This window comes from Pseudomonas sp. GW823-FHT06E10, from assembly GCF_058794995.1.
This window is the reverse complement of sequence record NZ_JBXAHJ010000004.1, coordinates 316,339-342,496: the sequence shown is the minus strand read 5'-3', so window position 1 is coordinate 342,496 and position 26,158 is coordinate 316,339. Positions and strand designations below refer to the sequence as shown.

The 26,158-nt window shown below is 61.4% G+C and carries 21 protein-coding genes; 5 read left to right on the top strand and 16 right to left on the bottom strand.

What is annotated here, in order from left to right:
* Positions 1-7: 7 nt before the first annotated feature.
* From AC1Q6Y_RS09355 to glgA, 4 genes are read right to left on the bottom strand one after another with little or no spacing between them, the layout of a single operon-like run.
* The gene (locus AC1Q6Y_RS09355; RefSeq protein ID WP_492624442.1) at positions 8-2,803 is read right to left on the bottom strand and encodes a malto-oligosyltrehalose synthase; all 2,796 of its coding nucleotides are present in this window, start codon (positions 2,801-2,803) and stop codon (positions 8-10) included.
* The gene (gene malQ / locus AC1Q6Y_RS09350) at positions 2,800-4,878 is read right to left on the bottom strand and encodes a 4-alpha-glucanotransferase (RefSeq protein ID WP_057714955.1); all 2,079 of its coding nucleotides are present in this window, start codon (positions 4,876-4,878) and stop codon (positions 2,800-2,802) included. Before malQ ends, AC1Q6Y_RS09355 begins: the two co-directional genes overlap by 4 nt.
* The gene (gene treZ / locus AC1Q6Y_RS09345; protein WP_492624441.1) at positions 4,875-6,671 is read right to left on the bottom strand and encodes a malto-oligosyltrehalose trehalohydrolase; all 1,797 of its coding nucleotides are present in this window, start codon (positions 6,669-6,671) and stop codon (positions 4,875-4,877) included. The genes malQ and treZ overlap by 4 nt, the downstream gene beginning before the upstream one ends.
* A 12-nt stretch (positions 6,672-6,683) precedes the next feature.
* Complete coding sequence (gene glgA / locus AC1Q6Y_RS09340) at positions 6,684-8,267, bottom strand: glycogen synthase GlgA (protein WP_090455073.1); 1,584 nt, start codon at positions 8,265-8,267, stop codon at positions 6,684-6,686.
* Between the two features lie 559 nt (positions 8,268-8,826).
* Here glgA and AC1Q6Y_RS09335 point away from each other — a divergent pair.
* Positions 8,827-9,639, top strand: a complete 813-nt coding sequence (locus AC1Q6Y_RS09335; RefSeq protein WP_057714952.1) for a crotonase/enoyl-CoA hydratase family protein — start codon at positions 8,827-8,829, stop codon at positions 9,637-9,639.
* Positions 9,640-9,645: 6 nt separating this feature from the next.
* On the top strand, positions 9,646-10,476 hold the full coding sequence (gene nudC / locus AC1Q6Y_RS09330; RefSeq protein WP_492624440.1) for an NAD(+) diphosphatase: 831 nt from the start codon (positions 9,646-9,648) through the stop codon (positions 10,474-10,476).
* Here the strand turns inward: nudC and AC1Q6Y_RS09325 are convergent.
* The 3 genes from AC1Q6Y_RS09325 to AC1Q6Y_RS09315 form a co-directional block, all read right to left on the bottom strand.
* Positions 10,444-11,223 carry a TSUP family transporter gene (locus tag AC1Q6Y_RS09325; RefSeq protein ID WP_057714950.1) on the bottom strand — a complete coding sequence of 260 codons (780 nt, stop codon included), beginning with the start codon at positions 11,221-11,223 and terminating at the stop codon, positions 10,444-10,446. The two genes, nudC and AC1Q6Y_RS09325, sit on opposite strands and share 33 nt — an antisense overlap.
* A 190-nt stretch (positions 11,224-11,413) precedes the next feature.
* On the bottom strand, positions 11,414-11,890 hold the full coding sequence (locus AC1Q6Y_RS09320) for a nuclear transport factor 2 family protein (protein WP_020799197.1): 477 nt from the start codon (positions 11,888-11,890) through the stop codon (positions 11,414-11,416).
* A 55-nt stretch (positions 11,891-11,945) separates the two neighbouring features.
* The gene (locus AC1Q6Y_RS09315; RefSeq protein WP_090455074.1) at positions 11,946-12,509 is read right to left on the bottom strand and encodes a TetR/AcrR family transcriptional regulator; all 564 of its coding nucleotides are present in this window, start codon (positions 12,507-12,509) and stop codon (positions 11,946-11,948) included.
* A 215-nt stretch (positions 12,510-12,724) separates the two neighbouring features.
* Between AC1Q6Y_RS09315 and pssA the strand changes: the two genes are divergently transcribed.
* Together pssA and AC1Q6Y_RS09305 are read left to right on the top strand one after the other, a co-directional pair.
* Positions 12,725-14,068, top strand: a complete 1,344-nt coding sequence (gene pssA, locus AC1Q6Y_RS09310; protein ID WP_407515414.1) for a CDP-diacylglycerol--serine O-phosphatidyltransferase — start codon at positions 12,725-12,727, stop codon at positions 14,066-14,068.
* Between the two features lie 183 nt (positions 14,069-14,251).
* On the top strand, positions 14,252-15,268 hold the full coding sequence (locus tag AC1Q6Y_RS09305; protein ID WP_150813258.1) for an AraC family transcriptional regulator: 1,017 nt from the start codon (positions 14,252-14,254) through the stop codon (positions 15,266-15,268).
* A 35-nt stretch (positions 15,269-15,303) separates the two neighbouring features.
* Here AC1Q6Y_RS09305 and AC1Q6Y_RS09300 read toward each other — a convergent pair whose 3' ends face one another.
* The 6 genes from AC1Q6Y_RS09300 to AC1Q6Y_RS09275 form a co-directional block, all read right to left on the bottom strand.
* Entirely contained in the window at positions 15,304-15,774 is a 471-nt protein-coding gene (locus AC1Q6Y_RS09300; RefSeq protein ID WP_492624439.1) for an LEA/WHy family protein, read from the bottom strand.
* A 57-nt stretch (positions 15,775-15,831) separates the two neighbouring features.
* Positions 15,832-17,304 carry a nucleobase:cation symporter-2 family protein gene (locus AC1Q6Y_RS09295; RefSeq protein ID WP_150813227.1) on the bottom strand — a complete coding sequence of 491 codons (1,473 nt, stop codon included), beginning with the start codon at positions 17,302-17,304 and terminating at the stop codon, positions 15,832-15,834.
* A gap of 97 nt (positions 17,305-17,401) precedes the next feature.
* Positions 17,402-18,109 carry an HPP family protein gene (locus tag AC1Q6Y_RS09290; protein WP_492624438.1) on the bottom strand — a complete coding sequence of 236 codons (708 nt, stop codon included), beginning with the start codon at positions 18,107-18,109 and terminating at the stop codon, positions 17,402-17,404.
* Between the two features lie 158 nt (positions 18,110-18,267).
* Positions 18,268-19,479, bottom strand: coding sequence for an MFS transporter (locus AC1Q6Y_RS09285; RefSeq protein ID WP_492624437.1), 1,212 nt, complete (start codon positions 19,477-19,479; stop codon positions 18,268-18,270).
* A gap of 182 nt (positions 19,480-19,661) precedes the next feature.
* Positions 19,662-21,041, bottom strand: a complete 1,380-nt coding sequence (locus AC1Q6Y_RS09280; protein WP_057714943.1) for a UDP-glucose dehydrogenase family protein — start codon at positions 21,039-21,041, stop codon at positions 19,662-19,664.
* On the bottom strand, positions 21,019-21,174 hold the full coding sequence (locus AC1Q6Y_RS09275; protein ID WP_223502226.1) for a hypothetical protein: 156 nt from the start codon (positions 21,172-21,174) through the stop codon (positions 21,019-21,021). The genes AC1Q6Y_RS09280 and AC1Q6Y_RS09275 overlap by 23 nt, the downstream gene beginning before the upstream one ends.
* Before the next feature lie 328 nt (positions 21,175-21,502).
* Between AC1Q6Y_RS09275 and AC1Q6Y_RS09270 the strand changes: the two genes are divergently transcribed.
* Positions 21,503-22,441: a site-specific integrase gene (locus AC1Q6Y_RS09270; protein WP_057714942.1), complete on the top strand. Its 939-nt coding sequence runs from the start codon at positions 21,503-21,505 to the stop codon at positions 22,439-22,441.
* Between the two features lie 4 nt (positions 22,442-22,445).
* On the opposite strand, the gene AC1Q6Y_RS09265 is transcribed toward AC1Q6Y_RS09270, so the two are convergent.
* From AC1Q6Y_RS09265 to AC1Q6Y_RS09255, 3 genes are read right to left on the bottom strand one after another with little or no spacing between them, the layout of a single operon-like run.
* Positions 22,446-23,516: an ABC transporter ATP-binding protein gene (locus AC1Q6Y_RS09265; protein ID WP_057714941.1), complete on the bottom strand. Its 1,071-nt coding sequence runs from the start codon at positions 23,514-23,516 to the stop codon at positions 22,446-22,448.
* The gene (locus AC1Q6Y_RS09260) at positions 23,513-25,111 is read right to left on the bottom strand and encodes an ABC transporter permease (protein WP_492624436.1); all 1,599 of its coding nucleotides are present in this window, start codon (positions 25,109-25,111) and stop codon (positions 23,513-23,515) included. Before AC1Q6Y_RS09260 ends, AC1Q6Y_RS09265 begins: the two co-directional genes overlap by 4 nt.
* Before the next feature lie 3 nt (positions 25,112-25,114).
* The gene (locus tag AC1Q6Y_RS09255) at positions 25,115-26,128 is read right to left on the bottom strand and encodes an iron ABC transporter substrate-binding protein (RefSeq protein WP_218495961.1); all 1,014 of its coding nucleotides are present in this window, start codon (positions 26,126-26,128) and stop codon (positions 25,115-25,117) included.
* Positions 26,129-26,158: the final 30 nt, after the last annotated feature.

Here is a 26,158-nt window from a genome sequence, read left to right as displayed (position 1 = left end):
ACTGAACTCAAGTGTGGGTAGTTTGAATAATGAGATTGACCGGGAAATCCCCCAGCGCGGCGCTGATCAACAGCTCCCTGTGTTTTGTGACTGTGATGCCGGAAAAAAGTCCCTGCAGATGTTCGTCAGGGTCGGCGAACGGCAGTTTGACCCGGGTTTCGCCCCACCGCGGCGCGTGGACCTGTGGTTCGGCACCGTTTTCCAGCAGATCGGCACAACGTATCGGCACAATCACAATGGCGCGTTTCCCCTCCCGTTCACGGACAAATCCCAGCACTCGATGGGCCTCGCTGCCCACCACTTCCAGGGCCTGGTAGGTGCCACGCCGAAACAGCTCGGCATGCTCGGCGCGCAGGCCCAGGGTGCGCGCAATCAAGGTTTGCTTGATGCGTCCGTCACGCCAGTTCTGCAACAAGTCCGGCAGGTCCACCGCTTGCTGCAACGCCTGCTGGCGGCTGGCGTAATCCACGGGACGACGGTTGTCCGGGTCGACCAGGCTGAAGTCCCAGAAATCGTTGCCCTGATACAAATCCGGCACGCCGGGCACGGTCATGCGCAGCAAGGTTTGCGCCAAACCATTGAGTGCGCCGGGGGCGGCAATCGAACGGGCAGCCTTGGCCAGGGCCGTACGCAACAGCTCACCTTCGGGGCTGAGCAACAGGCGCTGGATGAAGTCCTCTGTCGCTTGCTCGTAAGGGTCATTGGGCGCGCTCCAGCTGCTTTGCAGTTTGGCTTCACGCAGGGCCTTGCGTTGCCACTGCCAGATACGTTTTGCGTAGTCCTCGAGGGACGGCGGATGATCGATCCCCAACTCCAGCGGCCAACTGCCGAGAATCGTCTGGTACAGAATCATTTCATCGCCCGACGATGGCATTTGATCGTCGTTGCGCAAGGGCCGGGCGAGGGCGCGCCACAGGCCGATCTGGTCGACGTACCAGGCGCTGCGCTCGCTCAGTACCGCCAGCCGCGCCCGTGAATCTTCGCCGCGCTTGTGGTCGTGGGTGGCGCTGGCCAGCAGATTGTCCGGGAAGGTGTCGAGGCGCTCGATGCAGGCCTGATGAAAGTCGGCGGCCGGTGCGCTGAACTGTTCGGTGTTGAAGCCAACGTCATTGCGCGAGAGCAGGACGGCCGATCGATAGAGCGCGGTGTCCTCCACCGACTTCGCCGCCGCCGGTGAGGTCAGTTGCTGGAAACGTATGCAGGCGTGCTTCAGACGCTTGCGTTCGCGCCCGGCCGGGCGCGAACGCCAGGGTTCACCGCCAAGCCAGCCGGCCAGGCAGTCGAGCACCGGCCAGTCCGCTTCGCCCAGGGTTTGGCGGGCACCGTCCATGGCCTGGCGGAAAAACGCCTCGTCCCGGGCTGAACGGCCAAGGGGGCCTATGTAGGTGCGGTACACCGGGAAATGCACGATCAGCGCCTGCAAGGCCCGGCGAATGGCGCCCAGGGTCAGGTCGCGGGTCATGAGGTTGTCCCGGGCCACTTGCAGCAGGGCCTGGGCGACGCTTTCGAAATCTCCGGCCAGGGAACCACCGAGGATTTGTTGACGGGCCAGTTGTGCTTCCTGGCAGAAGTCGGCGGGCCGCTCGCTGTGACGATGCCAGAGTTCGGCCAGTGTCTGCGCGCCCCGTGGATCCTGTTGCAACAGTGACAACTGGTTCATGAATTCGTAGCCGGTGGTGCCGTCCACCGACCAGTCGCGATGCAGGGTTTCCCCTTCGCCGAGGATTTTTTCCACATAGATGGGCAGGTGGCGGCCCGCTGACAGGCTGTCGACCCGGCGGCGCAGTTTTCGGCAGTAGCCCCGCGGGTCGGCGAGGCCGTCGATGTGGTCGATGCGCAACCCGTCGATCAGCCCTTGAGCCACCAATTGGAAGATCTTCGCGTGGGTGGCTTCGAACACGGCGGGACGCTCGACGCGCAGTCCGCCCAACTCATTGATATCGAAGAAGCGCCGCCAGTTGATGTCATCGGCGGCGGTGCGCCAGCTGGCAAGGCGATAGCTCTGGCGTTCCAGCAGGTTGTGCAGGCGCTGGAATCCTTCGCCGGTCAGTGAGACGTAGTTGTTCAGGTGCTGCTCAATGGCTTGGGCAATGGCCGGATCGCTGACCAGATCGCGAAGTTCTGCTTTCAATGGCAGGGCCAGGCTGTGGGCGTCGGTCTGGTAGCTCAGGGTGCTGAAGCGATCGGCCAGGTTTTTCAGTTGTTCGGCCTGTTGCGTATCGAGCGGTGCATCGGTCCTGAGCAGTTCCCCGTAATCGCTGGGACAAATGGGAAAGCGGTGTTCGTAGTGCTCGACATGGAAGGTGCCGTGCCAGGCATCGAATCGTAGGGGCAGGGTGCCGTCCTGCAACGCGACGCCGTAGTCGCTGCCCAGAAACGGCAGGAGCAACTGGCCTTCCATCAACGGGTCGGATGAGTGCCACTGGATATCGAAAAACTCTCCGTAAGGGCTCAGGCGTCCCCACTCCAGCAAATCCAGCCACCAGGGATTATCGTTGCCGCCGACCGCCATGTGGTTGGAGACAACGTCGAGGATCAACCCCATGTTGTGCCCATGCAGGGCTCTGACCAGGTTGTTCAGCGCCGCCTCACCGCCCAGTTCCGGATTGACCCTGGTCGGATCCACCACGTCGTAGCCATGCATCGACCCGGCGCGGGCGCGCAACAGTGGGGAGGCGTAGACATGGCTGATGCCGAGGCGGGCGAAATACGGCACCAGTGGCACGGCATCTTCGAGCGTGAAGCCTTTGTGAAATTGCAGGCGCAAGGTGGCGCGCAGTGGTCGGGTCGGCACCTGGGTCATCGATCACGCTCGGCCGCCTGGAGCCGCGCGCAGGCGAGCAATTCCAGACGTCGCGCGGCATCCGCTCCGTCGAGCAGGGCTTCGCTGTATCCGGGCAAGCGCCGCGACCAGTTGGGGTGGGTGTCGGTGGTGCCGGGCAGGTTGGCTTGCTGTTCGACGCCAAGGGCATCTTCCAGGGGCAGCAGCACCAAGGGTGCCCGGGTATGACCGAGGAAGCGCACGCTGGCATCGAGCACCTGGTCGGTTTCGTGGGACTCTTCGCGAAAGTTCTGCGGGTCCTGGCTCAACGCCCGGCGCAAGCCTTCGCGCTCGCGTTCGCGGTGCTGGCGCCATTCGATTTCACCGCTGGCATCGACCATGCCGAGCCGGGCATTCCAGTCGATATCGCGACCATGCCACCAGCCGTTGAGGGTCGGCAGGTCATGGGTGCTGGTGGTGGCCAGGGCGTTGTCCGGCCAGTCGAGGATCGGCTTGAAGTGCGTGTTGTCCTGTTCGAACAGCAATACCCGCATGCCCAGCATCGAACGGGCGATGAGTTTTTCCCGCAGGCCGTCCGGCACGGTGCCGAGGTCTTCGCCGAGGACGATGGCCTGGTGACGATGGGATTCCAGGGTCAGCAAACGCAGCAGATCGTCCACGGGGTAATACAGGTAAGCGCCGTCGGCTGGCGGCGAACCGTTGGGGATGACCCACAGACGCTGCAAGCCCATGACGTGATCGATGCGCAAGCCGCCGCAGTGGGCGAAGTTGGCCCGCAACATTTCGATGAAGGCCCGGAAACCATTGCGCACCAGGCCTTCAGGGGAGAACGCGGAAATCCCCCAGCCCTGGCCGGTGCGGTTGAGAATATCCGGTGGCGCGCCGACGGTGAGGGACGCGAGCAGTTCGTCCTGGCGGCTCCAGGCCTGGCTCCCGCCGCCATCGGCGCCAACGGCCAGGTCGGCGATCAGGCCGATACTCATACCGCTGGCGCGGGCGGCGGTTTGCGCGCGCTCCAGGCAGCGCGTGATCAGCCACTGGCAGAAGGCGAAGAAGCCGATGCGCCCGGCATTCTCTTCGGCGAATGCCGCCAGTTCGGCGCTGCGCGGGTTGCGCCAGGGTTCGGGCCACTGCCGCCAGTCGAGGTGTTCACCCCGGGCGGCGCGTGCCTCCTGGATGGCTTCGAAGCGGCAGTGGTTTTCCAGCGCTTCGCCAGCGGCGTGACGAAAGCTGCTGAAGTCTTCGTGCAAGGGGTGTTCACCCTGGACGAAACCTTCGTACAGCGACTGCAACAGCCGATGCTTGGCTTCGGCGGCGGCCGGCCAGTCAATCAGCGGACGCTCTTCCAGCGCCTTGAGTTCAATGGCCAGCCCGGTTGCATCGATGGCGGTACGCAGCGCGCGTTCGCCGAGAATGGTGCCGGGGGCGCAGTAAAGGCTGTTGAGAAACAAACGGCTGGACGGCGAATACGGGCTGTAGCGTTGGGTGTCACTGGAAAACATCGCATGCAGCGGGCTGATCGCCAGCGCCTCGGCACCACGCTCGCCGGCTACCCGGGCGAGGTCCTCCAGCGCCTGGGTGTCACCAAACCCGCCGTCGCCGGGGCGGCGCAGTCCATACAACTGCACGCTCAGGCCCCAGGCTCGGGGGATCGGGTTGTCCACGGCATCGGCCACGCTATAGCAACGGGCCGGGGCCACGGCGAGAGTGAAGGTTTGTCCGTCCATGCTGATCTGTTGATAGCCGACCGGTACCAGCCCCGGCAGCACCGCGTTGGCGTCCAGTTTCAGGTTGAGCCGCGAACCGTCCTCCAGGTGGATTTCGCAAGGGGTCCCGGGCTCGAAAAAGCGCGCCAGGTCCAGGCCCATCCCCGCATCGGCGGTGATCAATGGCGGCAAGTGATGGGTCTGTTGCGCCTCTTGCAGTTCCAGCAGGCTGGCGTCGATTTCCTGGGCACTGCCGGCCGGGTGGCCCAGGCCGGCCAGCACGTTGCGCAACACGGACGGCGCGACTTTTTGCGGGCGGCCGTTGGCGTCGATCCAGTCGACGGCGAGGCCGGCACGGCTGGCCAGGATTTCCAGTTGCGCATCACTCATGGACGCTCTCCAAACGAGGTAGCAAAGGGGACTGCGGCGGCGAGGCTGACGAGCGCGCAATACGGGGCAAGAGTGTTTGTAGCCGGCAGGTCAGGGTTCTGTGGCGGGTATTCGAACAAGCGCATGGCATCGGTCTGTGAGGTATGGACTACAGGCCTGGCGCTGAGGTTCAGGTCAATGCGCAGCTGGCTGCCATCGCCCAAGCGCCAGGATGCACTGACCGCGCCTTCGCCCAGCACATCGGTTCCCAGTGCCTGGGCGCCCGGCAGGCGCGGGATGATGTGCCGGTGACGGATCTGCAACAGGCGGCAATACAGGTCGTGCATCTCGCAATGGCCGGTCGATGGCAGGACCGGGCGGGACGCTGCAAACGTCTGCGGATCATTCGGGTCCGGAATGTGTTCGCGCAGGATCGGGTCGGCAAAGGCGCTGAGCGCCGCGAACTCGCTGCGCCGGCCGTCGCGAACCTGCTTGGCCAATTCACCATGATGGCTGGTGAAAAACAGGAAGGGTTGCTCGACCGCAAATTCGTCGCCCATGAACAGCAGCGGAATCATCGGCGACAACAGCAGCAGCACCGTGGCGGCCCGCAGCGCTTGCGGGTGGGCGAGTTGATGCAGGCGCTCGCCGAAGGCCCGGTTGCCGATCTGGTCATGGTTCTGCAAAAACAGGATGAATGCACTGGGCGGCAGATGCCCGCTGGGCTCACCCCGCGCCACACCATGGCGGTTGAGATGGCCCTGGAACACGAAACCCTGGCTCAGGCAGCGCGCCAGTTGCTCGGTGGGGTTTTGCGCGTAATCGGCGTAATAGGCGTCGGTTTCCCCGGTCAGCAATACATGCAGGGCGTTGTGGCCGTCATCGTTCCACTGCGCGTCGTAACCCTGTTCGAGCAGGCTGGCCTGGTTGTGTTCGTTCTCCACCATCAGCCACACATGCCGCGCCGGCCCCGTCTGCTGGCGCACCCGTCGTGCCAGTTCCTGGAGGAAATCCGGGTCTTCGATGGCGTGCACCGCGTCCAGGCGCAAACCGTCGAAACGGTATTCCAGCAGCCACATCAAGGCGTTTTCGATGAAGAAGTCCCGTACTTCGCGACGGCGCAAGTCGATGGCCGCGCCCCACGGCGTGTGTTTGTCTTCGCGAAAAAAGCCCTTGGCATAACGATGCAGGTAATTGCCATCCGGGCCGAAGTGGTTGTAGACCACGTCGAGAATCACCGCCAGGCCGTGGCCGTGGGCGGTGTCGATCAAGTGCTTGAGCTGCTCGGGGGAGCCGTATGACGCCTGGGGCGCGTAGGGCAGGACGCCGTCATAACCCCAATTGCGCTCACCGGGAAACTGCGCGACGGGCATCAGTTCGATCGCGGTGACACCCAGTTCGACCAGCCGCGCCAGATGCTGCTCGACGGCGCTGAAGCCGCCGAGCGCACCGACATGCAGTTCGTAGATCACCGCTTCGTTCCATGGCCGTCCCTGCCAGGCACTGTGTTGCCAGGCATAGACCAGCGGATCGACCACCACACTGTGCCGGTCGATATCGCCGGCCTGAGCGCGGGAGGCCGGGTCGGGCACTTCCAGTTCGCCGTCGATGCTGTAGCGGTAACGCGTGCCCGCCGTGCATCGGATGTTGCTCACGAACCAGCCGTCGGCCTGGGGCAGCAACGGCAAGGACTGTCCATTTTCCAGTTCGACACTGACGTAGAACGCATCTGGCGCCCACAACGCGAATCGCGTGTGCTCTGCGTCCAGCATGATTGCGCCGTGGGGCCAGGTCTCAAGGGTCCGTAACGGCATCTTGAAAGCCTCTTACTGTTTGTGCGATTTCCCCAATGCCTTAGCCACAAGCTGTTCGTAGAGCTCGGCGTAGGGTTCGACCGCCTTGCACCAGTTGAACGGCGCCGCCATGGCCCGGCAGCGCATGGCGTGCAGCAGGTCGGGAAAGGCGAACACCTTGAACGCGCGGCTCAGGGCTTCCTGGTAGCTCTGCACCGTGGATTCATCGAACAGGAAACCGGTCACGCCGTTTTCGATGGTGTCGGCCAGGCCACCGGTGTTGCGCGCCACCGGCAACGAACCGAAGCGCTGGGCGTACATCTGGCTCAGGCCGCATGGCTCGTAACGCGAAGGCATCAGCAGGAAGTCGCTGCCGGCGAACATGCGCCGGGCGTCGGTTTCGTTGAAGCCGATGCGTACGCCGATCTGCCCGGGGAAACGCAGGGCAAGCTGGCGCATCGACTGTTCTTCTTCCGGTTCGCCACGGCCGATGATCGCGATCTGGCCGCCGGACTTGACGATGTACTCGGACACCGCTTCGGTCAGGTCCAGGCCTTTCTGGTAGACCAGGCGCGAAACCACGGCGAACAGCGGCCCTTGGGAATCTTCCAGACCGAACAGCTCGCGGACATGGGCGGCGTTCACGGCCTTGCCATCCCAGTCGCCGATGTTGAACGGGCAGAACAGGTGCGGATCGGTCGCCGCATCCCAGCTTTCATCGATGCCGTTGGGAATGCCGCTGAGCAGGCCTTGCTGGGTCTTGGCGGCGAGGAAACCGTCCAGGCCGCAGCCGAAATCCGGGGTGGTGATTTCCTGGGCGTAGGTCGCGCTGACGGTGGTGATGTGGCTCGAATAGGCCATGCCGGCCTTGAGGAACGACATCTTGCCGTAGAACTCCATACCTTCCTGTTGCAGCGCGTGATGGGGAATGCCCAGTTCGGGGCACGAGCCCAGGCTGGTCACGCCTTGATAGGCCAGGTTGTGAATGGTGAACAGCGTCGGCGTGCGCTGCCCACGCCAGTGCATGTAGGCCGGGGCCAAGCCGGCCGGCCAGTCGTGGGCGTGCACCAGATCCGGGCACCAATGGATTTGTGCGAGGTTGGCGGCAATATCGGCCGCTGCCAGGCCCAGGCGGGCGAAACGGATATGGTTGTCCGGCCAGTCGCGGCCGTTGTTGGCGCCATAGGGCGAACCTTCGCGCTCGTAGAGTTCGGGGCAGATCAGTACGTAAATGACCAGACCGTCGGGCATGTCCATGCGCCCGATCTTGCACGGTGGCAGCGCAGCATGACCGCCAAGCTCGCCAATGATATGGATCGGATTTTCGCTGTTCAGCACCTGCGGGTAACCCGGGATCAGTACCCGCACATCGTGCAGATGGGCCATGGCCCGTGGCAGCGCTGCAGAAACGTCGCCCAGGCCACCGGTCTTCACCAGGTCGGCAATTTCCGAAGTGACGAACAACACTTTTTTACGGTTCGGATTCTGGTTGGCTGCCGGAGTCAGCGTCCTGGTGCCAGGAACGCCGACGGGTTGGGTGTTTGCGGCAGTTACGGCGCTCGATTCGCCGACCTGATGAGCACGCTCTCCCTGTATTTCCAAAGCCGTACTGATCATATGAATCTCCCGTGTTGTTGATCTAATTCTTAGGTCTGGCAAACGGTGCTTCATGGCCAATTGCTGTGGCCGGGCGCAATCGCGCTACGCATCAGTGAGCAAGCGCTGCCCAATGCGTCGAAGCAAAAGGGGTGAATGAGCCATTGCAAGGATTGCACCAGTCGCAACGCACCTTCTTGTCAGAGGACCGATCGGGATTGGAAAAAGTTTCGACTATTTTTCCACTTTGTGACCGACCGGTTTCGCCTCAAGAAAATGAGTCTAGGCCAGAACTTAGAGCGGTAAAGGCCAGATGGCAAAATTGTTCGACAATCGGTTTGTAGCGGTACGAACGTGCCTGATAGAGGTGCAAACGCCCCGACGAAGTGCAGGTTTTTTTGCGTTTTGGCATCAAAAAGTCACTGGGCAGTCACATAAATGTGCGACGTGATTTATCAGGAACGCACTGTTCTGGTGCGCCGGTTTGAGTCCCGCATTTGGCCGAACCGCTGCCTTACTGCCCACCTTGATGCCTTGTTATAGTTCGGGCCTCATTTTTGCCCGCAAAAGGATCATTGGCATGTCTCAATACAGCGCGTTCAACGTCGAGCTGGTCGATAAAATCGCCCACGTACAGATCAACCGCCCGGAGAAGATCAACTCGATGAACGCGGCGTTCTGGAGCGAGATCGTCGAGATCTTCCAGTGGATCGACGACACCGATGAAGTGCGCGTGGTGGTTCTCAGCGGGGCAGGCAAGCATTTCTCCTCGGGGATCGACCTGATGATGCTGGCCGGTGTGGCCAATGAGCTGGGCAAGGACGTCGGACGCAATGCGCGCCTGTTGCGGCGCAAGATCCTCACCCTGCAAGCGTCCTTCAATGCAGTCGATAACTGCCGCAAACCGGTGCTTGCGGCCATTCAGGGTTACTGCCTGGGGGGCGCCATCGACCTGATTGCCGCCTGCGACATGCGTTATGCCGCCGAGGACGCACAGTTTTCGATCAAGGAAATCGACATCGGCATGGCCGCCGACGTTGGCACGCTGCAACGCTTGCCGCGGATCATCGGTGACGGCATGCTGCGGGAACTGGCTTACACTGGTCGCACCTTCGGCGCCGACGAAGCGCGAGGCATGGGCTTGGTCAATCGCGTCTACAGCGACAACGCCAGCCTGCTCGACGGCGTCATGGGCATTGCCTACGCAATCGCCAGCAAGTCGCCGATCGCCGTCACCGGCACCAAGGAAATGATCAGCTACATGCGCGACCATCGCATCGATGACGGCCTCGAATACATCGCCACCTGGAACGCCGCCATGCTGCAATCCACCGATCTGCGCGTGGCCATGGCCGCCCATATGAGCAAACAGAAACCCGAATTTCTGGATTGATTAACCATGATTCCTCGCTGGACCACCGCAGTACTGGACACCGATCAACCCGGCGGCTGGGCCATCGCGCGCAGCCCCGAAGGCTTTCTGTTCGATGACAACGGCGCACTGTTCGCTCGCGAATGGCTCAAGCGCCAGGACCTGTCGATTCTTGCCGAGCATGGCATCGGTCATCTCGATGGCGAGCCGGTCTATCTGCTGGAGTTGCGCAGTCACAGCGAAGTGTCGGGTTGCAACTGGAAAGGCCTGCGGGCGTTCATGCTCGAAGGCGATCACACGCTCTACAAGATGCTCGGTTACGCCGCACAGATCGGCACCTGGGCCCGTGAACACCGCTATTGCGGTAACTGCGGTCAGGCCATGACCCAGGTGCCACGCGAACGGGCGATGTATTGTCTGCCGTGCGATCTGCGCAGCTACCCACGGATTTCGCCGAGCATGATCGTACTGGTGACCCGAGGCGATGAAGTGCTGTTGGCGCGCTCACCGCGTTTTGTCAGCGGTGTCTACAGCACCCTGGCCGGGTTTGCCGAGCCGGGCGAATCGGCCGAGGACTGCCTGATTCGCGAAGTTCGAGAAGAGGTGAGCATCGAGGTCAGGAACATCCAGTACATGGGCAGCCAGTGCTGGCCGTTCCCGCACTCGATGATGCTCGGTTTTCACGCCGAATATGCCGGTGGCGAGATCGTCTGTCAGGAAGACGAGATCGAGGACGCCCAGTGGTTCAACGTGCACGAGCTGCCGCCGTTGCCGGCGTCACGCTCGATTGCCCGTTACCTGATCGACGTCTACGTGGCGCGGCGTTTAGGCCACGCTGAACCAGTGCTGCCAGGCTAGGCGCACGGTCAGGCCCAGCACCACGGTGATGAACACCGGACGAATGAATTTCGCGCCGCCGCTGATGGCGGTGCGGGCGCCGAAGAAGGCGCCGACCATCAACGACAAGCCCATGCACAGGCCGATGATCCAGTCCACCTGACCGGAAAAGATGAAGATCGACAGCGCCGCCGCGTTGCTGACGAAGTTCATGCTGCGTGCCACACCGCTGGCTTTCACCAGATCGATGGGGTAGAGCAGCAGGCTGCTCACGGTCCAGAACGCGCCCGTGCCGGGACCCGCCACACCGTCATAGAAGCCGAGGCTGAAGCCTTGGGTCGACTGCCACTTTTTCTTGATCGGTGCCTCGCTGTCCAGTGGCGCTTTTGGCGTGCCGCCAAACAATAGATAGACACCGCAAGCGAAGACGATCACCGGCAGCATCTTGTTCAGCCATTCCGCCGGCAGGTAATGCGCGACCACGGCACCGGTCAGCGCTCCGACCAGGGTGCCGACGATGGCATGAATCCATTGCGCGGGGTGGAACAGCTTGCGGCGGTAGAAGGTGAAGCTGGCGATGGCCGAGCCGAAGGTCGAGCTGAGTTTGTTGGTGCCCAGCACCAGATGCGGCGGCAGGCCGGCGGTCAACAAGGCCGGGGTGGTCAACAGCCCACCGCCACCGGCGATGGCGTCGATGAAACCGGCAACAAAAGCGACTAAGGCCAGGATGGCCAGGGTGGAGAGGTCAACGCTGAGTTCGAAAGGCATGGGATCGGCTTATTCGGCGGGTGCAGAAAGAGGCTGCGGGGAAGGGCAGCATCTTACTCATCTGTACAACACAAAACCAATGTGGGAGCGAGCTTGCTCGCGATGGCGGTGTGACAGGCAACAGATCTGTTGAATGTACAACCGCTATCGCGAGCAAGCTCGCTCCCACAGGGTTTAACGTGAAGCTGAATTACAAGCCCAGATCCGACAAACTCGGATGATCGTCAGGACGACGCCCCAGCGGCCAGTGGAACTTGCGCTCGCTTTCCTTGATCGGCATGTCGTTGATGCAGGCGAAGCGGCGGGCCATCAGGCCGTCCTCGTTGAACTCCCAGTTTTCGTTGCCGTAGGAGCGGAACCAGTTGCCCGAGTCGTCATGCCATTCATAGGCATAACGCACGGCAATTCGGTTGTCGGTGAACGCCCACAGCTCCTTGATCAACCGATAATCAAGCTCCTTGGCCCACTTGCGGGTCAGGAAGCCTTTGGCTTCTTCGCGGTTATAGGCGAACTCGGCGCGATTGCGCCACTTAGTGTCCAGGGTATAGGCCAGGGACACCCGCTCCGGGTCCCGGGAGTTCCAGCCGTCTTCGGCCAGGCGAACTTTTTCAATGGCCGATTCACGGGTGAAAGGGGGTAATGGCGGACGAACTTCGGCATTAGACATTTAAAGTCTCCGTATCAAGTTAAAGTTAAAACAACAGTCGAGCTTGATCAGGTTGCTACAGGTCCAATAACTTTCGCGCCATGCATTGCGCATTATCGGCGGCACTGTGATCACCCATGACAAGCGCCACGGTAATGGCACCGTCGATCAGGATCAGCAGCTGTTTGGCCAGCAACTGCGGATCCTCGGCGCCATGTTCGGTACACAGCTCGCACACGTAGTCGAGCAGCTTCTGTTTATGCTCTTTGGCGAGCAGGCGCACCGGGTCTTGCGGGTCGCCGGTTTCGCCACTGGTGTTGATGAACGCGCAGCCGCGGAAACCGTCGGAGGCGAACCACGATTTGAGTACGGTAAACAGGTTGAGCAGTCGCTCGGCCGGGGTTTGTGCCTGGCCGACTGCGCCTCTGTACCAGTGCATCCAGCGCTGGTCCCGGCGTTGCAGGGCGGCCACCACCAGTTCGTCCTTGTTGGCGAAGTAGCGGTAGATGCTTTTTCTGGAGACGCCGGCGGTTTTCACCAGAAGATCCATGCCAGTGGCGGCTATGCCACTTTTGTAGATCAACTTTTCGGTGACATCCAGAATGATGTCGCGTGTGTCGTTGCTAGTGATTTCGTTCATGCTGCAAACAGTAGAACGATCGTTCTCCATGGTCAATTTGTTTTTGCGCCGCCTGACAAATTACCTTCGCGAGCAAGCCCGCTCCCACATTTGAAATGCGTTCCCCTGTGGGAGCGAGCTTGCTCGCGAAGAGGGCATTACAGACAGTAACAAGACCCGAACCCATCGATGGTGTAAGCTCTTGGATTCTTCGGATTCGACCCATTGCGAGCCCTATGCCGTCGCTTTTCAAACGCTCCCTGCTGCCCAAGTTGCGCAGTTTTCCGCTGACGGCCGATGCCGTTGGCGTCCTTTGCGGCGCTGCCGAATTCCGTCGTTGCTTGCTGGAGAAAATCGCCAGCGCGACCCGGCGCATCTACATCGTTGCGTTGTACCTGCAACAGGATGAAGCCGGCCAGGAAATTCTCGATGCCTTGCACGCTGCCAAACTGGCGCGTCCGGAACTGGACGTGGTGGTGGTCGTCGACTGGCTGCGCGCCCAGCGCGGCCTGATCGGTGCCGGCAAGCAACCGGGCAACTCCGCCTGGTATCAGGAAATGACCCGCACCCATGCCAGCGAAGTGCCGATCTACGGCGTCCCGGTACAAACCCGCGAACTGTTCGGTGTGTTGCACCTTAAAGGCTTCGTGATCGATGACTGCGTGATCTACAGCGGTGCGAGCCTGAACAACGTGTATCTGCACAAGTTCGACAAGTACCGCTACGACCGCTATCACCTGCTGCACAATCGTGAACTGGCCGATTCGATGCAACATCTGGTGCAGCACGGCCTGGTGGCTTCCAAAGCGGTGCACCGCCTCGACCTGCCAAACCTGCCGACCACCCGCAGCCTGCGCAATGACATCGGTGACCTGCGCAGCCGCCTCAAGCACGCGGCGTACGACACCACGCAGGGCACCACCGACAGGACCGGTTTGTCCGTCAGCCCGCTGCTCGGCGTCGGCAAGAACAATCCGCTGAACCGGGTGATCTGCGAACTGATCGCCAGCGCCCAGCAGCAACTGACCATTTGCACACCGTACTTCAACCTGCCGCTGGCGATCATCCGCGAGATCAACCGCGCGCTGGCCCGCGGGGTGAAGATCGACATCGTGGTCGGCGACAAGACGGCCAACGACTTCTACATTCCGCCGAGCGAACCGTTCCGGGTCATTTCGGCGCTGCCGTACCTGTACGAAATCAGCTTGCGCCGGTTTGCCAAGCGTCATCAGCGCAACATCGACAGCGGGCAGTTGAACCTGCATCTGTGGCGTGACGGTGACAACACCTACCACCTCAAGGGCATGTGGATCGACCGGCGCTATACCTTGCTGACCGGTAACAACCTCAACCCGCGAGCGTTTCGACTCGATCTGGAAAACGCCTTGTTGCTCGATGATCCCCATGGCGAACTGCTGGAATCGCGTGGCAAAGAGCTGGCGGAGATCTTCCAGCACACCCGGCGAATCGAGCACTTCCAGAACCTGGAAACCCTGGCCGAATACCCGGCGGGCGTGGCCAAGTTCCTCAAGCGCGTGAGTCGTGTGCGGATCGAACGGTTGCTCTACCGCATTCTGTGAATTCAGAAAAGCTATCGCGAGCAAGCTCGCTCCCACAGGAATCCGGGTGTTCACAGCATTTGTGAACAACGCAGATCCAGTGTGGGAGCGAGCTTGCTCGCGATAGCGGTGGATCAATCAACAGGGATACTGTTTCAGCTAATATGCCCCCCACTCGAACAAGAACAGGGCTTGCCGCGATCCATGTCGGAAAAAGACACCATCTCCATTCAACTGGTGCGTGAAGCACTGTTGCAAAGCTGCGCGCCAGGAATCGCCACGGACGAGGTGTTGATCAAGGTCGGCATCGACCCGCAACTGTTGGGCAGCACCGACGCCCGCGTTCCGGCCACGGCTTATGCGCGCCTGTGGCGGTTGCTGGCACGGCGCGGGGATGATGAGTTCTTTGGCATGGACCCACGCAAACTCAAGTCCGGCAGCTTTGCGTTCCTTTGCCGCAGCGCCATGCTCCAGCCCAACGTAGCGGCGGGAGTGGCCAGCGGCCTGGCGTTTCTGTCGTTGATCCTCGAGTACTTGCCGGCGCAGTTGGTGCGTCAGCAAAGCCTGGCGGAAATCGTCCTGCTGGAGGATGACAAGGACCCGCGCCGGGCCTTCACTTATTTCACTTACTGGATGATCGTGCACGGCGTTGCCTGCTGGCTGGCAGGACGGCGGATTCCGATCCTTGCCATCGAGCTGCGCTGTTCCAGGCCGGATTTCTGCGATGACTATCAGGTGATGTTTTCCGAGAACCTGCGCTTCGACCGCCCACGCACCCGGATGATTTTCTCCGCCGATTGCCTGGACCTGCCCATCAAGCGCAGCCCTGAAGAACTCGAGCGATTCCTGGCCCGTGCGCCGGCGAACATTCTGGTGAAGTACCGCGATCCGCAGAGCCTGGCCAGCCGCATCAAACACGACCTGCGCCACCTGCCGGCCGAACACTGGCCGGAAACCGAAGCCCTGGCGCAACGCCTGTGCATGTCGGCTTCAACCTTGCGCCGCCGACTGGCCGAAGAAGGGCAAACCTATCAAGGCCTCAAGGACAGCGTGCGCAAGGAGTTGGCGATTGTCTGGCTGGCGGAACCCACGATCAGCTTCAGCGAAATCGCCACGCGGCTCGGGTTCGCTGACGTCAGTTCGTTCTACAAGGCGTTTCGCAAATGGTCGGGGTCAAATCCGGGGCATTACCGCAGCCTGATTCTCAATGACACCGAGTGAATTCAGCGGCGCAACAGCCAATTCATCCAAGGCGTTTAACGGCTGCCAGTGGTCGGTCCAGGCAGATTGAGCGTGCCACTGTCCACGAAACGCTTCGTGTTGAACACCCCACCCGAGAGCTTGCCGCGAAGGACATAAGGCATGTTGTTGAGGGTTTCCATCTGGCTGATGCCATAGGTCTGGCGGATCACCGAAAACGCCGAAACGCTGACCGGTACGCTGACGATGGTGTCGGAAAAGCGCCCGATCGTACCCCTCTCATCGGTGACGCCAGAGGCGAAGGGCTGGCCGTTGATGTCCAGGTCCAGGGCAACGCCGCTGTAGGTGAGGGTGTAGTCATTGGGGTTCTGCACGCGGATTCTCACGGCAAAGCGCACTTCCATGCCTTCGCCTTGCAGGGGTTCGACATCTACGACGTTGATTTTCAACGGGTCTCGATTGGGCAGCGAGGAACAGGCGCTCAGACAAAGCAGGAGGGAAATCAGGACCGCGTAGAGGCTGCGCATGGACGTGCTCTCATCTGAAAAAGGCTGAACCGCCAGCGGCTCAGCCCTTGAGCCCGACTAGTGGTTCGACTGTGCAACCACCGCAGCCTTTGCGGGCTCATCCCTGGCGGTCACATCGGGGTTCTGCATCACCTGAAGCACGGAGGCTTCCGGATCGAATTCGTCCTCCTCCAGCTCGATGAACTCCTCGGGCAGGAAGATATTAAGAACGATAGCGCACAGCGCGCCGACGGTGATGGGCGATTCGAAAATGTTGTGCAGGGCCTTGGGCAGTTCACGCAAGACTTCCGGCACGGCGGCCACGCCCAGGCCCATGCCGATGGAGATCGCCACGATCAGCATGTTGCGCCGATGCAGGCCGGCTTCGGCGAGAATCTTGATCCCGGCCACGGCGACGGTGCCGAACATCACCAGTTCCGCGCCACCGAGCACCGGTTTCGGCATCAGTTGCAGTACCGCGCCGATCATCGGGAACAGGCCAAGCACCACCAGCAATCCGGCAATGAAAAACGCCACGTAGCGGCTGGCCACGCCGGTGAGCTGGATCACCCCGTTGTTCTGGGCGAAGGTCACCATCGGCATGCTGTTGAACACCGCGGCCATGGCCGAGTTGAGGCCATCGGCGAGCAGGCCGGACTTGATCCGTCGAATGTACACCGGGCCTTTGACCGGTTGCCGGGAGATCATCGAGTTGGCGGTGAGGTCACCGGCGGCCTCCAGCGGCGACACGAGGAAAATCACCGCCACCGGAATGAACGCCACCCAATCGAAGGAGAACCCGTATTTGAACGGCACCGGTACGCTCATCAGCGGCACTTCGGGCAGGCTGTTGAAATCCACCTGGCCCATGAGCCATGCCACCCCGTAGCCCAGGGTCAGGCCGATGACAATCGCCCCCAGGCGCAGAAACGGCACATCCACCCGGTTCAACACTACGATGGTTCCCAGCACCAGCGCCGCCAGGGCCAGGTGACTGGCCGCTCCCAGGTCAGGGGCGCCGAAGCCGCCGGCGATGTCGGTCATCGCCACCTTGATCAGCGACAAGCCCATCAGCGTGATGATCGTGCCGGTCACCACCGGGGTGATCAGCATGCGCAATTTGCCGATGAACTGGCTCAACACCACCTCGATGAACGCGGCAAAAAAACACACGCCGAAAATGGTCGAGAGAATCTCATCGGTACCGCCACCACGAGCCTTGACCATGAAGCCGGCGCTGAGAATCACGCTGATGAACGAGAAACTGGTGCCTTGCAGGCACAGCAGGCCAGAGCCCACCGGGCCGAAGCGCCGCGCCTGCACGAAGGTGCCCAGGCCGGAGACGAACAGCGCCATGCTGATCAAGTAAGGAATTTCACTTTGCAGGCCCAGGGCGCTGCCCATGATCAGCGTCGGGGTGATGATGCCGACGAAACTTGCCAGCACGTGTTGCAGGGCGGCGAAGACGGTGGCGGTCAGATGCGGGCGGTCATCGAGGCCGTAGATCAGGTCGCTGTGGCGTGGAGCGGGGGCTTTTTCGGAGGCGGTCATGGTGGTTTGCGTGCCAGAAGGCGGGCCGGGTCAGAAAATGGAGGCGCAGGATGCCAGAACCGCCCGGCCACGGCAAAAGAACCTCCAGAACAGCGACTTACAATCGTGGGGCGAACACTTCGCCAACGCTGCGGCGTTTGGCGTGCAGTTCGCTGGCCTGGATCAATTGTTCAAGGTCTTCGGGGGGCACGTCATAGAACGCTTCCATGTCGGCCAACGCCAGTTTCAGGTCTTCGGCGGTGATGGCCTGACGGTCGACCGGCGGGTGATCGGCAGGAATCCTGGCCGCGGGCTCGCTGGCGCTCTTGGGGTAACGAACGCGGGTCAGGTTGTTGTAGGCCAGGGCGCACAGCAGCATCGTCGCCGCGCTGAGCATCACCGGCCCAATGGCTTTCCAGTCCATGGCAATGGTTGCCGGATCGGCCAGCACCAGGGTCAGGGCCAACGCACCGGCCGGTGGATGCAGGCACCGCAGCCAGCACATCAGGATCAACGCCATGCCCGCCGCCAGGCAAGCGCTACCCAGGGTCCGGCCCAACACATGGGCCACCAGCAGGGCAATCACACCGGCGCTCAAGTAACCACCGAGAATCGACCAGGGCTGGGCGAGCGCGCCCGAAGACACGGCAAACAACAGCACCGCCGACGCCCCCAGCGGGCCGATCAGGTGCTGGGCCACCTCAATGCCGAACACCTGGCTACAGAGCCACACGCTCATCAGTGTCCCCAGGGCCATGCCGATGGCGGCGCGGCTCCATTCGGTGGGGCGGGTGTTGATGGCGGCGGGCAACCAGCGAGCAAGCATTTCGAGAAGACTCCGGCAGAAAATCCAGGCAAAAAAAAGGGCTTGGCTGGGGAACCCAGAAAGCCCTTGAAGTTGTTCCAACTGTTGGGGGAGGAACGCGCACAGTGTGCCGTCCAATCCTGCTACTGACAAATTCATATTAATGAGCTTTCAGTGCATTAATTTTGCTGTAATTTGCTCCGTCGACCGCTTGTGTAGCACAGCAAACCACCCAGGGCCGCGAGTGCACTCAAGGCATAAAACATCGTCGGCGCCGGGGTGTGCATCAGCATGAAGCCGCAAATCACCGGGCTCAACGCACCGCCAAGGGCAGCAAGGTTTTGCGCGCCGTAGTAGCTGCCCCGCAGTTCTTCCGGCGCCAGGGTGTCGACGAAGAGAAACTCGGCCGGGTAAATGATGATTTCACCGAGGGTGAAGACGAACATCGCCACGCACCAGCTCACCAGGCTGTCCGCCAGGCTGAAACCGATCAGCCCGAGGATGAACAGGCCGGTGCCGGCCATGATCCATTGGCGCAGTTGCTCGCGCTTGAGAAAACGCCCGATCTGGTATTGCAGCAAGATCACACTGATGGCGTTGCAGGCGAGCAGGGCGGCCATGATTTCCATGGTGTGTTGGGGATTGCTGGTCACCAGCAGGTACTGCGACAGGTAAAAGGTAAATCGCCCGTGCACCACGGTACTGAGCAGGCAGCCGGCGGTGAACAGGATCAGGGTGCGGTCGTTTTTCAGGGTGATCAGGGTTTTGAGGAAACTCTGCCCCTGGCCGCCGACAGGCGAGCGCGCCGGGTCCTTCGCGATCCCGGTCATCAGGAAAATACTGAAAAAAGCGATGGCCGCAGCGATCAGGAAGGGGGCACTGGCAAAGGCCCCGGCAATCAGCACGCCGAGCATCGGCCCGACAGCGTAGCCAATGTTGGTCAGTGTATAGCTCAGGGAAAACGCCTTGGCGCGTTGACCCACCGGGAGGTTGTCGCTGAGGATCGCTTTCGAACCGATGAGGAACAGCGATGAAGCGGTTTCGGTGACGATCAGGGTGATGGTAGTCAGGTAGAGGTTTTCAGCAAAGGTCAGCAGCACCAGGCCGACAGCGCTGGACGCCATCGAGAGAATCAGCAACCGGCGCTTTTCGAAGCGATCGATGATGTAGCCGCCATACAGGGAGAGCAGGGTGGCGACGAACACCGCAATGCCGAGCAGCAAGCCAACGTCCTGCTGGTTGAGCCCCAGCTTGTCGCTGACGAACAGCGTGAGCAAAGGGCTGGTGATGGCGCGGCTGACGACGATGGTCAGCGAACAGATCAACAGGCGGCGGATGAGGGGGGAGTAGCTGGTCACGGCGCGAATATCCTTATTCAATCGGGCCGGCATCAGCCCGATCGTGAGCGCTACTCTAGCAGTCAGACACGCGGTCGTTGCTACGGGATTTGCTTGAGGTGCCGCAGCACAAAATCATTCTTGTCGAACCGCCCGCTCAGCACTGGCGGCAATGCACCAACGGCCGTGCAGACCCAGCGCGGGAGACTGTTGGCGGATGTGAGGGAACAGGCTGTTCAGGCGACCACTGACTCGGCAAACCATTGCTGGTACGGAATCGGCAATTTGCTCGACTCGCCCCGACCGATCGGGAAGTAGGTGAAACCGATGCGTGCCAGACGGTCTGTGTCGTAAAGGTTGCGGCCGTCGAAGATCAGCGGTGCGTTGAGCCGCTGCCGGATCAGCTGAAAGTCCGGCGCCTTGAACTGTTGCCATTCGGTGCAGATGATCAGTGCATCGGCACCGGACAAGACCGACTCGGGTGTACCCATGAGCATCAGCTTCGATTCATCGGGATACAGCTTCTGGGTTTCCTGCATGGCTTCCGGATCGAACGCACGGACATTCGCTCCGGCGGCCCACAAGGATTCGAGCAACACCCGGCTCGGCGCATCGCGCATGTCGTCGGTGTTTGGCTTGAATGCCAGGCCCCACAGAGCAAAGGTCCTGCCACGCAAGTCGCCCTTGTAGAACGCGTTGATGCGCTCGAACAGCTTGTATTTCTGCCGCTCGTTGATGGCTTCCACCGCTTGCAGCAGGTCGCTGGAGCAATGGGCCTGTTCAGCGCTGTGGATCAGGGCGCGCATGTCCTTGGGGAAACATGAGCCACCGTAGCCGCAACCGGGGTAGATGAAGTGGTAGCCGATGCGGGAGTCGGCGCCGATGCCCAGGCGTATCGATTCGATGTCGGCACCCAGGTGTTCGGCCAGTTCTGCGATCTGGTTGATGAAGCTGATCTTGGTCGCCAGCATGCAGTTGGCGGCGTACTTGGTCAGCTCGGCGCTGCGCAGGTCCATGAACATGATGCGCTCATGGTTGCGGTTGAAGGGCGAGTACAGATCACGCATCACCTCACGCACTTCTTCGCGTTCACAGCCGATGACGATACGGTCCGGGCGTCGGCAGTCGGCCACGGCCGAACCTTCTTTCAAGAATTCCGGATTGGAGACGATATCGAACTGCAATACGCGCCCGACGCTGATCAGGCATTTGTCGATGTGTGCACGCAAGGCATCGCCGGTGCCGACCGGGACGGTGGACTTCTCCACCAGGATCGCCGGTTGCTCGCGATGACGGGCCACGGCGTCGCCCACCGACATCACGTAGCGCAAGTCCGCCGAGCCGTCGTCCCGGGACGGAGTGCCAACGGCGATGAACAGCACCTGCCCGTGCTGGACGGCGAACTTTTCGTCGCTGGTGAACTGCAACCGCCTGGCGTCAAGGCCTTCGCGTACCAGGCTGGCCAGCCCGGGTTCGAATATGCTCACGTGGCCCTGTTGGAGCAGTTCGACTTTATTCTCGTCAACGTCCATGCAGACCACGTCGTGGCCGACTTCCGCCAATACCGCTGCCTGCACCAGGCCGACATATCCGCTACCAAATACACTGATTTTCATGGGTCACTCCTTGATTCAGGCGCACGAGCAGGTCGGGATATTGATGGTTATGACGCCGAGGAAGAGCAATGCCACGCCAAGGCTTTTCCAGGCGGGTCAGCAGACAGGCGACCAGTAGCAACAGCAGGCTCATGGTGCCGCCTGAGGAATAATCAAAACCGAGTCAGGATAGGCAAGGTCATATTTCAATTTGTCTATCGTGTTGAAAAAAGCCACATCCGGCCGTTTCAACCGTCAGGACAATGCCGACGCTGCCCAGTACTGCAACGGGCGCAAGGCTTGAAGAACCGCGGCATGCTCTACGACAGCGATTTCCTCGTCGCCGATACCGTGCCGGGAAAAAGGGAGAAATGCCTGACTCTTGGGCAGCCCTGGGGCTGTAAACGTAAATAGCCTTTACATCATTGTTTTTTTACTTATTAGTTGTTTCACTTAACTGTTTTAATTCAAGGCCGTTTCGTTTGATTGACTTACCTGTATCTGATTCACGCACACCCCTCACCAATCCACTGACCCTGTATCTGGCGCGACTGGCGCCGTCCAGCCAACTGACCATGCGTTATGTGCTGCAGGATGCCGCCGACCGCTTGGGCTTCGAAGACCACGATATCGAGGAAATTCCCTGGCACAATCTGCAGCCAGAGGACGTCATTGCGTTGGTGGCCACCTTGCGTTCGGACGGCTATGCGCCGAACACGTCTTCGCTCTATGTCAACGCGGTGCGCGGGGTGATGAACGAAGCGTGGCGCATGAGCCTGATCTCTCAGGAGCATCTGTTGAAGATGCGTACGGTGAAGGGCATGGCCGGTACACGGTTGTCCCAGGGGCGCAATCTCAGGCGTACGCTGATCCAGGAACTGATGGCGGTCTGCGCTGCCGATCCGCGGCCGCAAGGCCTGCGGGATGCCGCGATCATCGGGATTTTGTACGGTTCAGGGATGCGCAAATCCGAATCGGTGAACCTGGAGCTGAACCAGGTCGACTTCACCGAGCGCAGCCTGCGGGTGACGGCCAAGGGCAACAAGCAGTTGATCAAGTACGCACCGGCCTGGGCCTTCGCCAAGCTTGAAGCCTGGCTCGAGCTGCGCCGTTCGATGCTCAAGGACGGCGAGTCGGACGACCCGTTCCTGTTCAACCGCATCCGCCGTGGCAGCCACATCACCCGGGAGCGCATCACCAAACACGCGATTTACTACATCGCCCGGCAACGGGGCGCGCAGGTCGGGGTGAAAATCATGCCCCACGACTTCCGGCGTTCATTCATCACCCGGGTGATCGAAGAGCATGACTTGTCGATTGCGCAGAAGCTGGCGCACCACAGCAATATCCAGACCACGGCCAACTACGATGTGCGCGATGACAACGAGCGGCGTCGAGCGGTGGATCGATTCGATCTGTGAACGATCACACCTCGCTCAGTACATGGGCATGGCCGATGGTCGAGACTTGAACCGAGCTGCCGGCGGGTGGTGCATACATGCCTGAACTGCGCACCAGCAGTGATCGGCCCGACTGCGCGTTACGGGTCAATGGCTGCAGTTCCACCGTCAGCGTGCAGGTGTTGCCGCTGAAATCCCGATCGGTGACCACGGCCCGGCAACCGCTGGCTTCCGGGTCGCTGGGGAGGATGCTGGCCAGTTGAAGTTGTTCGGGGCGCAGCATGATCTGCGCCGAACTGTTGTTGCGGTGGTTGTTGACGGGGATCCGGCCCAGGTCGCAGTGGGCCCAACCGGCCTCGATGCGTGCGGGCATCACCACGGCATCCCCCAGGAACAGCGCGGTTTGCTCGTCTTCGGGATAGCGGTAAAGGTCCAGCGGATGCCCTGACTGGACCAGTCGGCCATGACGCATCACCGCCAACTGGTCGGCGAACGACAGGGCTTCACTCTGGTCATGGGTGACCAGAATGGTGGTGACGCCCGCGTCCTCCAGCAGCCGTGCAACCATCTTGCGCATGGCGGCGCGCAATCCGGTATCGAGCGCCGAGAACGGCTCGTCCAGCAGCATCAGTCGTGGCTGTTGCGCCAAGGCTCGGGCCAGGGCCACGCGCTGTTGCTGGCCACCGGACAATTCATGGGGCCAGCGCTCGGCCATCTTCGCGTCCAGCGCAACGCTGTCCATCAGTTCGGCAACGCGCTGCTGTTTTTCAGTGCCCTTGGTCGCCAGGCCGAAGCCGATGTTCGCTGCCACGGTCATGTGCGGGAACAGTGCGCCGTCCTGTGGCACGTAGCCGATCAGGCGTTGATGGGCCGGCACTTCGTGGGTGCCGTCGACCAGGGTCTGGCCATTGAGCGACAGGCGTCCGGAATCGGGGAACTCGAAACCGGCAATCATCCGCAGCAACGTGGTCTTGCCCGAGCCGGAGGGGCCTACGATGACCGTGCGACTGCCGCTGGGCACCGAGAGGCTGACGTTGTCCAGGGCGCAATGGGCGCCATAGGACTTGTAGAGGGCATTCAATTCAAGAGTGTTCATCGGCCAGCCGTTTTTTTCGATTGGTGATAAAGAAGTCCGGTCAACGGAAGCGACAGCACAACCATCAATAAGGCGTAGGGCGCGGCGGCTGCGTAATCGATTTCGCTGGTCAAGGACCAGAACCCGGTCGCCAGGGTGCGCGTGCCGTTCGGGGCCAGCAGCAGTGTGGCGGTCAATTCGTTGGTGATCGCCAGGAACACCAGCGCCGCGCCGGCGGCCGCCCCCGGGGCAGCCAGGCGCAAGGTGATCAGCCACAGTGCCCGGGCTGGCGAGCGGCCAAGGCTGCGAGCGATGTTTTCCAGTTCCACCGGGGCCTGGGCAATGCCCGCGCGCAGGCTCACCAGGGCACGGGGCAAGAACATCAACAGGTACGCCAGCAGCACGGTGAAGGTGGTCTGGTATATCGGCCGGGCAAAGTGGATCGTGACGGTCACCAGTGCCAGCGCCACGATAATGCCGGGTAAGGAACTGGTGATGTAGTTGCAGCTTTCCAGCACCCGTTGCAGTCGACCGGGGTAGCGGATCGACAGCCAGGCAATCGGGATCGCCGCGCAGGTGGTCAGCGCCGCGCCCCCGATGCCCAGCAGCAGGGTTTGCTCAAGTGCTGGCAACAATTCGGCCATGTCCCAGACTTCCACGCCTCCGGCGATGAGCCACTTGCCCAGGGTGATCAAGGGCACGCCAAGGGCCAGAGCGCAGGTCATGATCTGCAGCGTCAGCGAGAGCAGGGTGGATACCGGTTTCAGGCGTACGACCCGTTGCTCCCGGGCGCTTCCCGAACCGACGCGGGCGTAACGCGCAGAACCCCGGGCGGCGGATTCGGCCGTCAACATCGCCAGGCAACACAGCGCCAGCACACTGGCCAGCATGTGCGCCGCTGCGCCGTTGAAGGTCGATTTGAACTGATCGAAGATCGCGGTGGTAAAGGTGTCGAAGCGGATCATGGCGTACAGGCCATACTCGGCCAGCAGGTGCAGACCGACCAGCAAGGCGCCGCCGCAGATCGCCAGGCGCAATTGCGGCAACACAACGCGGAAAAACACTTTCCAGGGTTTGAGCCCCATGGACTCGGCGACGTCTTCGATGGCCGGATCGAGCCGGCGCAAAGTGGCCGCTACCGGCAAATACAGGAACGGGAAGTAGGCGATGACCGAGACCAGGACACCGGCAAACAAGCCGTGAATCGGTGGCACCAGGCTGACCCAGGCGTAGCTGTGAACGAACGCAGGCACTGCCAGCGGCGCGGTGGCCAGCAACGACCACCAGCGCCGCCCCGGCAGATTCGTGCGTTCCGTGAGCCACGCCAGCGTCACCCCCAGCGCGACGCACAAGGGAATCGTCAGCAGCACCAGCAGCACGGTGTTGACCAGCAGTTCACCGACCCGAGGGCGGAACACCAGGGTCACAACGGTTGACCAGCCGGTTTGCAGGGACACACCAATAACGTAGGCGATCGGTAGCAGTGCCAGTAATGAAACCAGCACCGACAAACCGATCACCCATACACCGCCACGTCCCGCAAAGACTCCGCGGGAGCGTCGACGCAAATGTGCGGGTGTCGCCTCAGCGACCTCCGCAGGCAGGGTTTCTGGCATCAATTAGAGCAGTCCGGCCTGTGTCATCAGCTCCACGGCTTTTTTACTGTCGAGTTTTGACGCATCGACAGTCGGCGCATCGAGTTGATTCAGAGGCACCAGTTTAGGGTTGGATTCAGCGCCTTTACCCACGGCGTATTCAAACGACTTGCCGTTCTTCAGGACAGCCTGGCCATCCTTGCCGGTAATGTACTTGAGGAACGCCTGGGCTTGGTCCTGGTGTTTACTGGAAGCGAGGACGCCGCCGCCGGAGATGCTAACAAAAGCGCCCGGGTCTTTGTGCCTGAAATAGTGCAGGGCGGTGTTCTTGCTGTTTTCGCCGGTCTTGGACTGATCCACCAGGCTGTAATAGTGGTAAATCACGCCGCTGTCGATCTGCCCGGCATTCACGGCCTTGAGTACCGAGCTGTTGCCACGGTAGTTGGCATAGTTGGTTTTCATCGCCTTGAGCCAATCCAGCGTGGCGGCTTCACCCTTCTGTTGGAGGATGGCAGCGACGATGGCCTGGAAGTCAGCACCACCGGGCGATGCACCCCAGCGACCCTTCCAGCTCGGTGAAGCCAGGTCCATGATCGATTTCGGCAGGTCGGCTTCTGGCAGTTTGCTCGGGTTGTAGACGAACACCGTGGAGCGCGCGGCGATGCCTACCCATTTGCCGTGGGCCGGACGGTAGGCGGAGTCAATCTGCTCCAGCGTGGCCTTATCGACAGGCGCAAACAACCCGGCGTTGTCGACCAGGACCATGGCCGGGGAGTTCTCGGTCAGGAATACGTCCGCTGGCGAAGCCGCGCCTTCCTGCACGATCTGGTTGCCCATTTCGGTGTCATCGCCGTTGCGCAAGGTGACGGGAATACCTGTCTCCTGGGTAAAACCCTCGACCCAGGCCTTGGTCAGGCCTGCGTGTTGCGCGTTGTACACCACGATGCCGACGGAGTCGGCTGCATAGGCCTGGCCAGCGCTCAGCAAAGCGGCGGCCAGCAGGGCCTTTTTCAAGAACGAAGGGATTTTTGGAATCATTCTGTGGGCTGCTCCTGGTACATTTTTTTG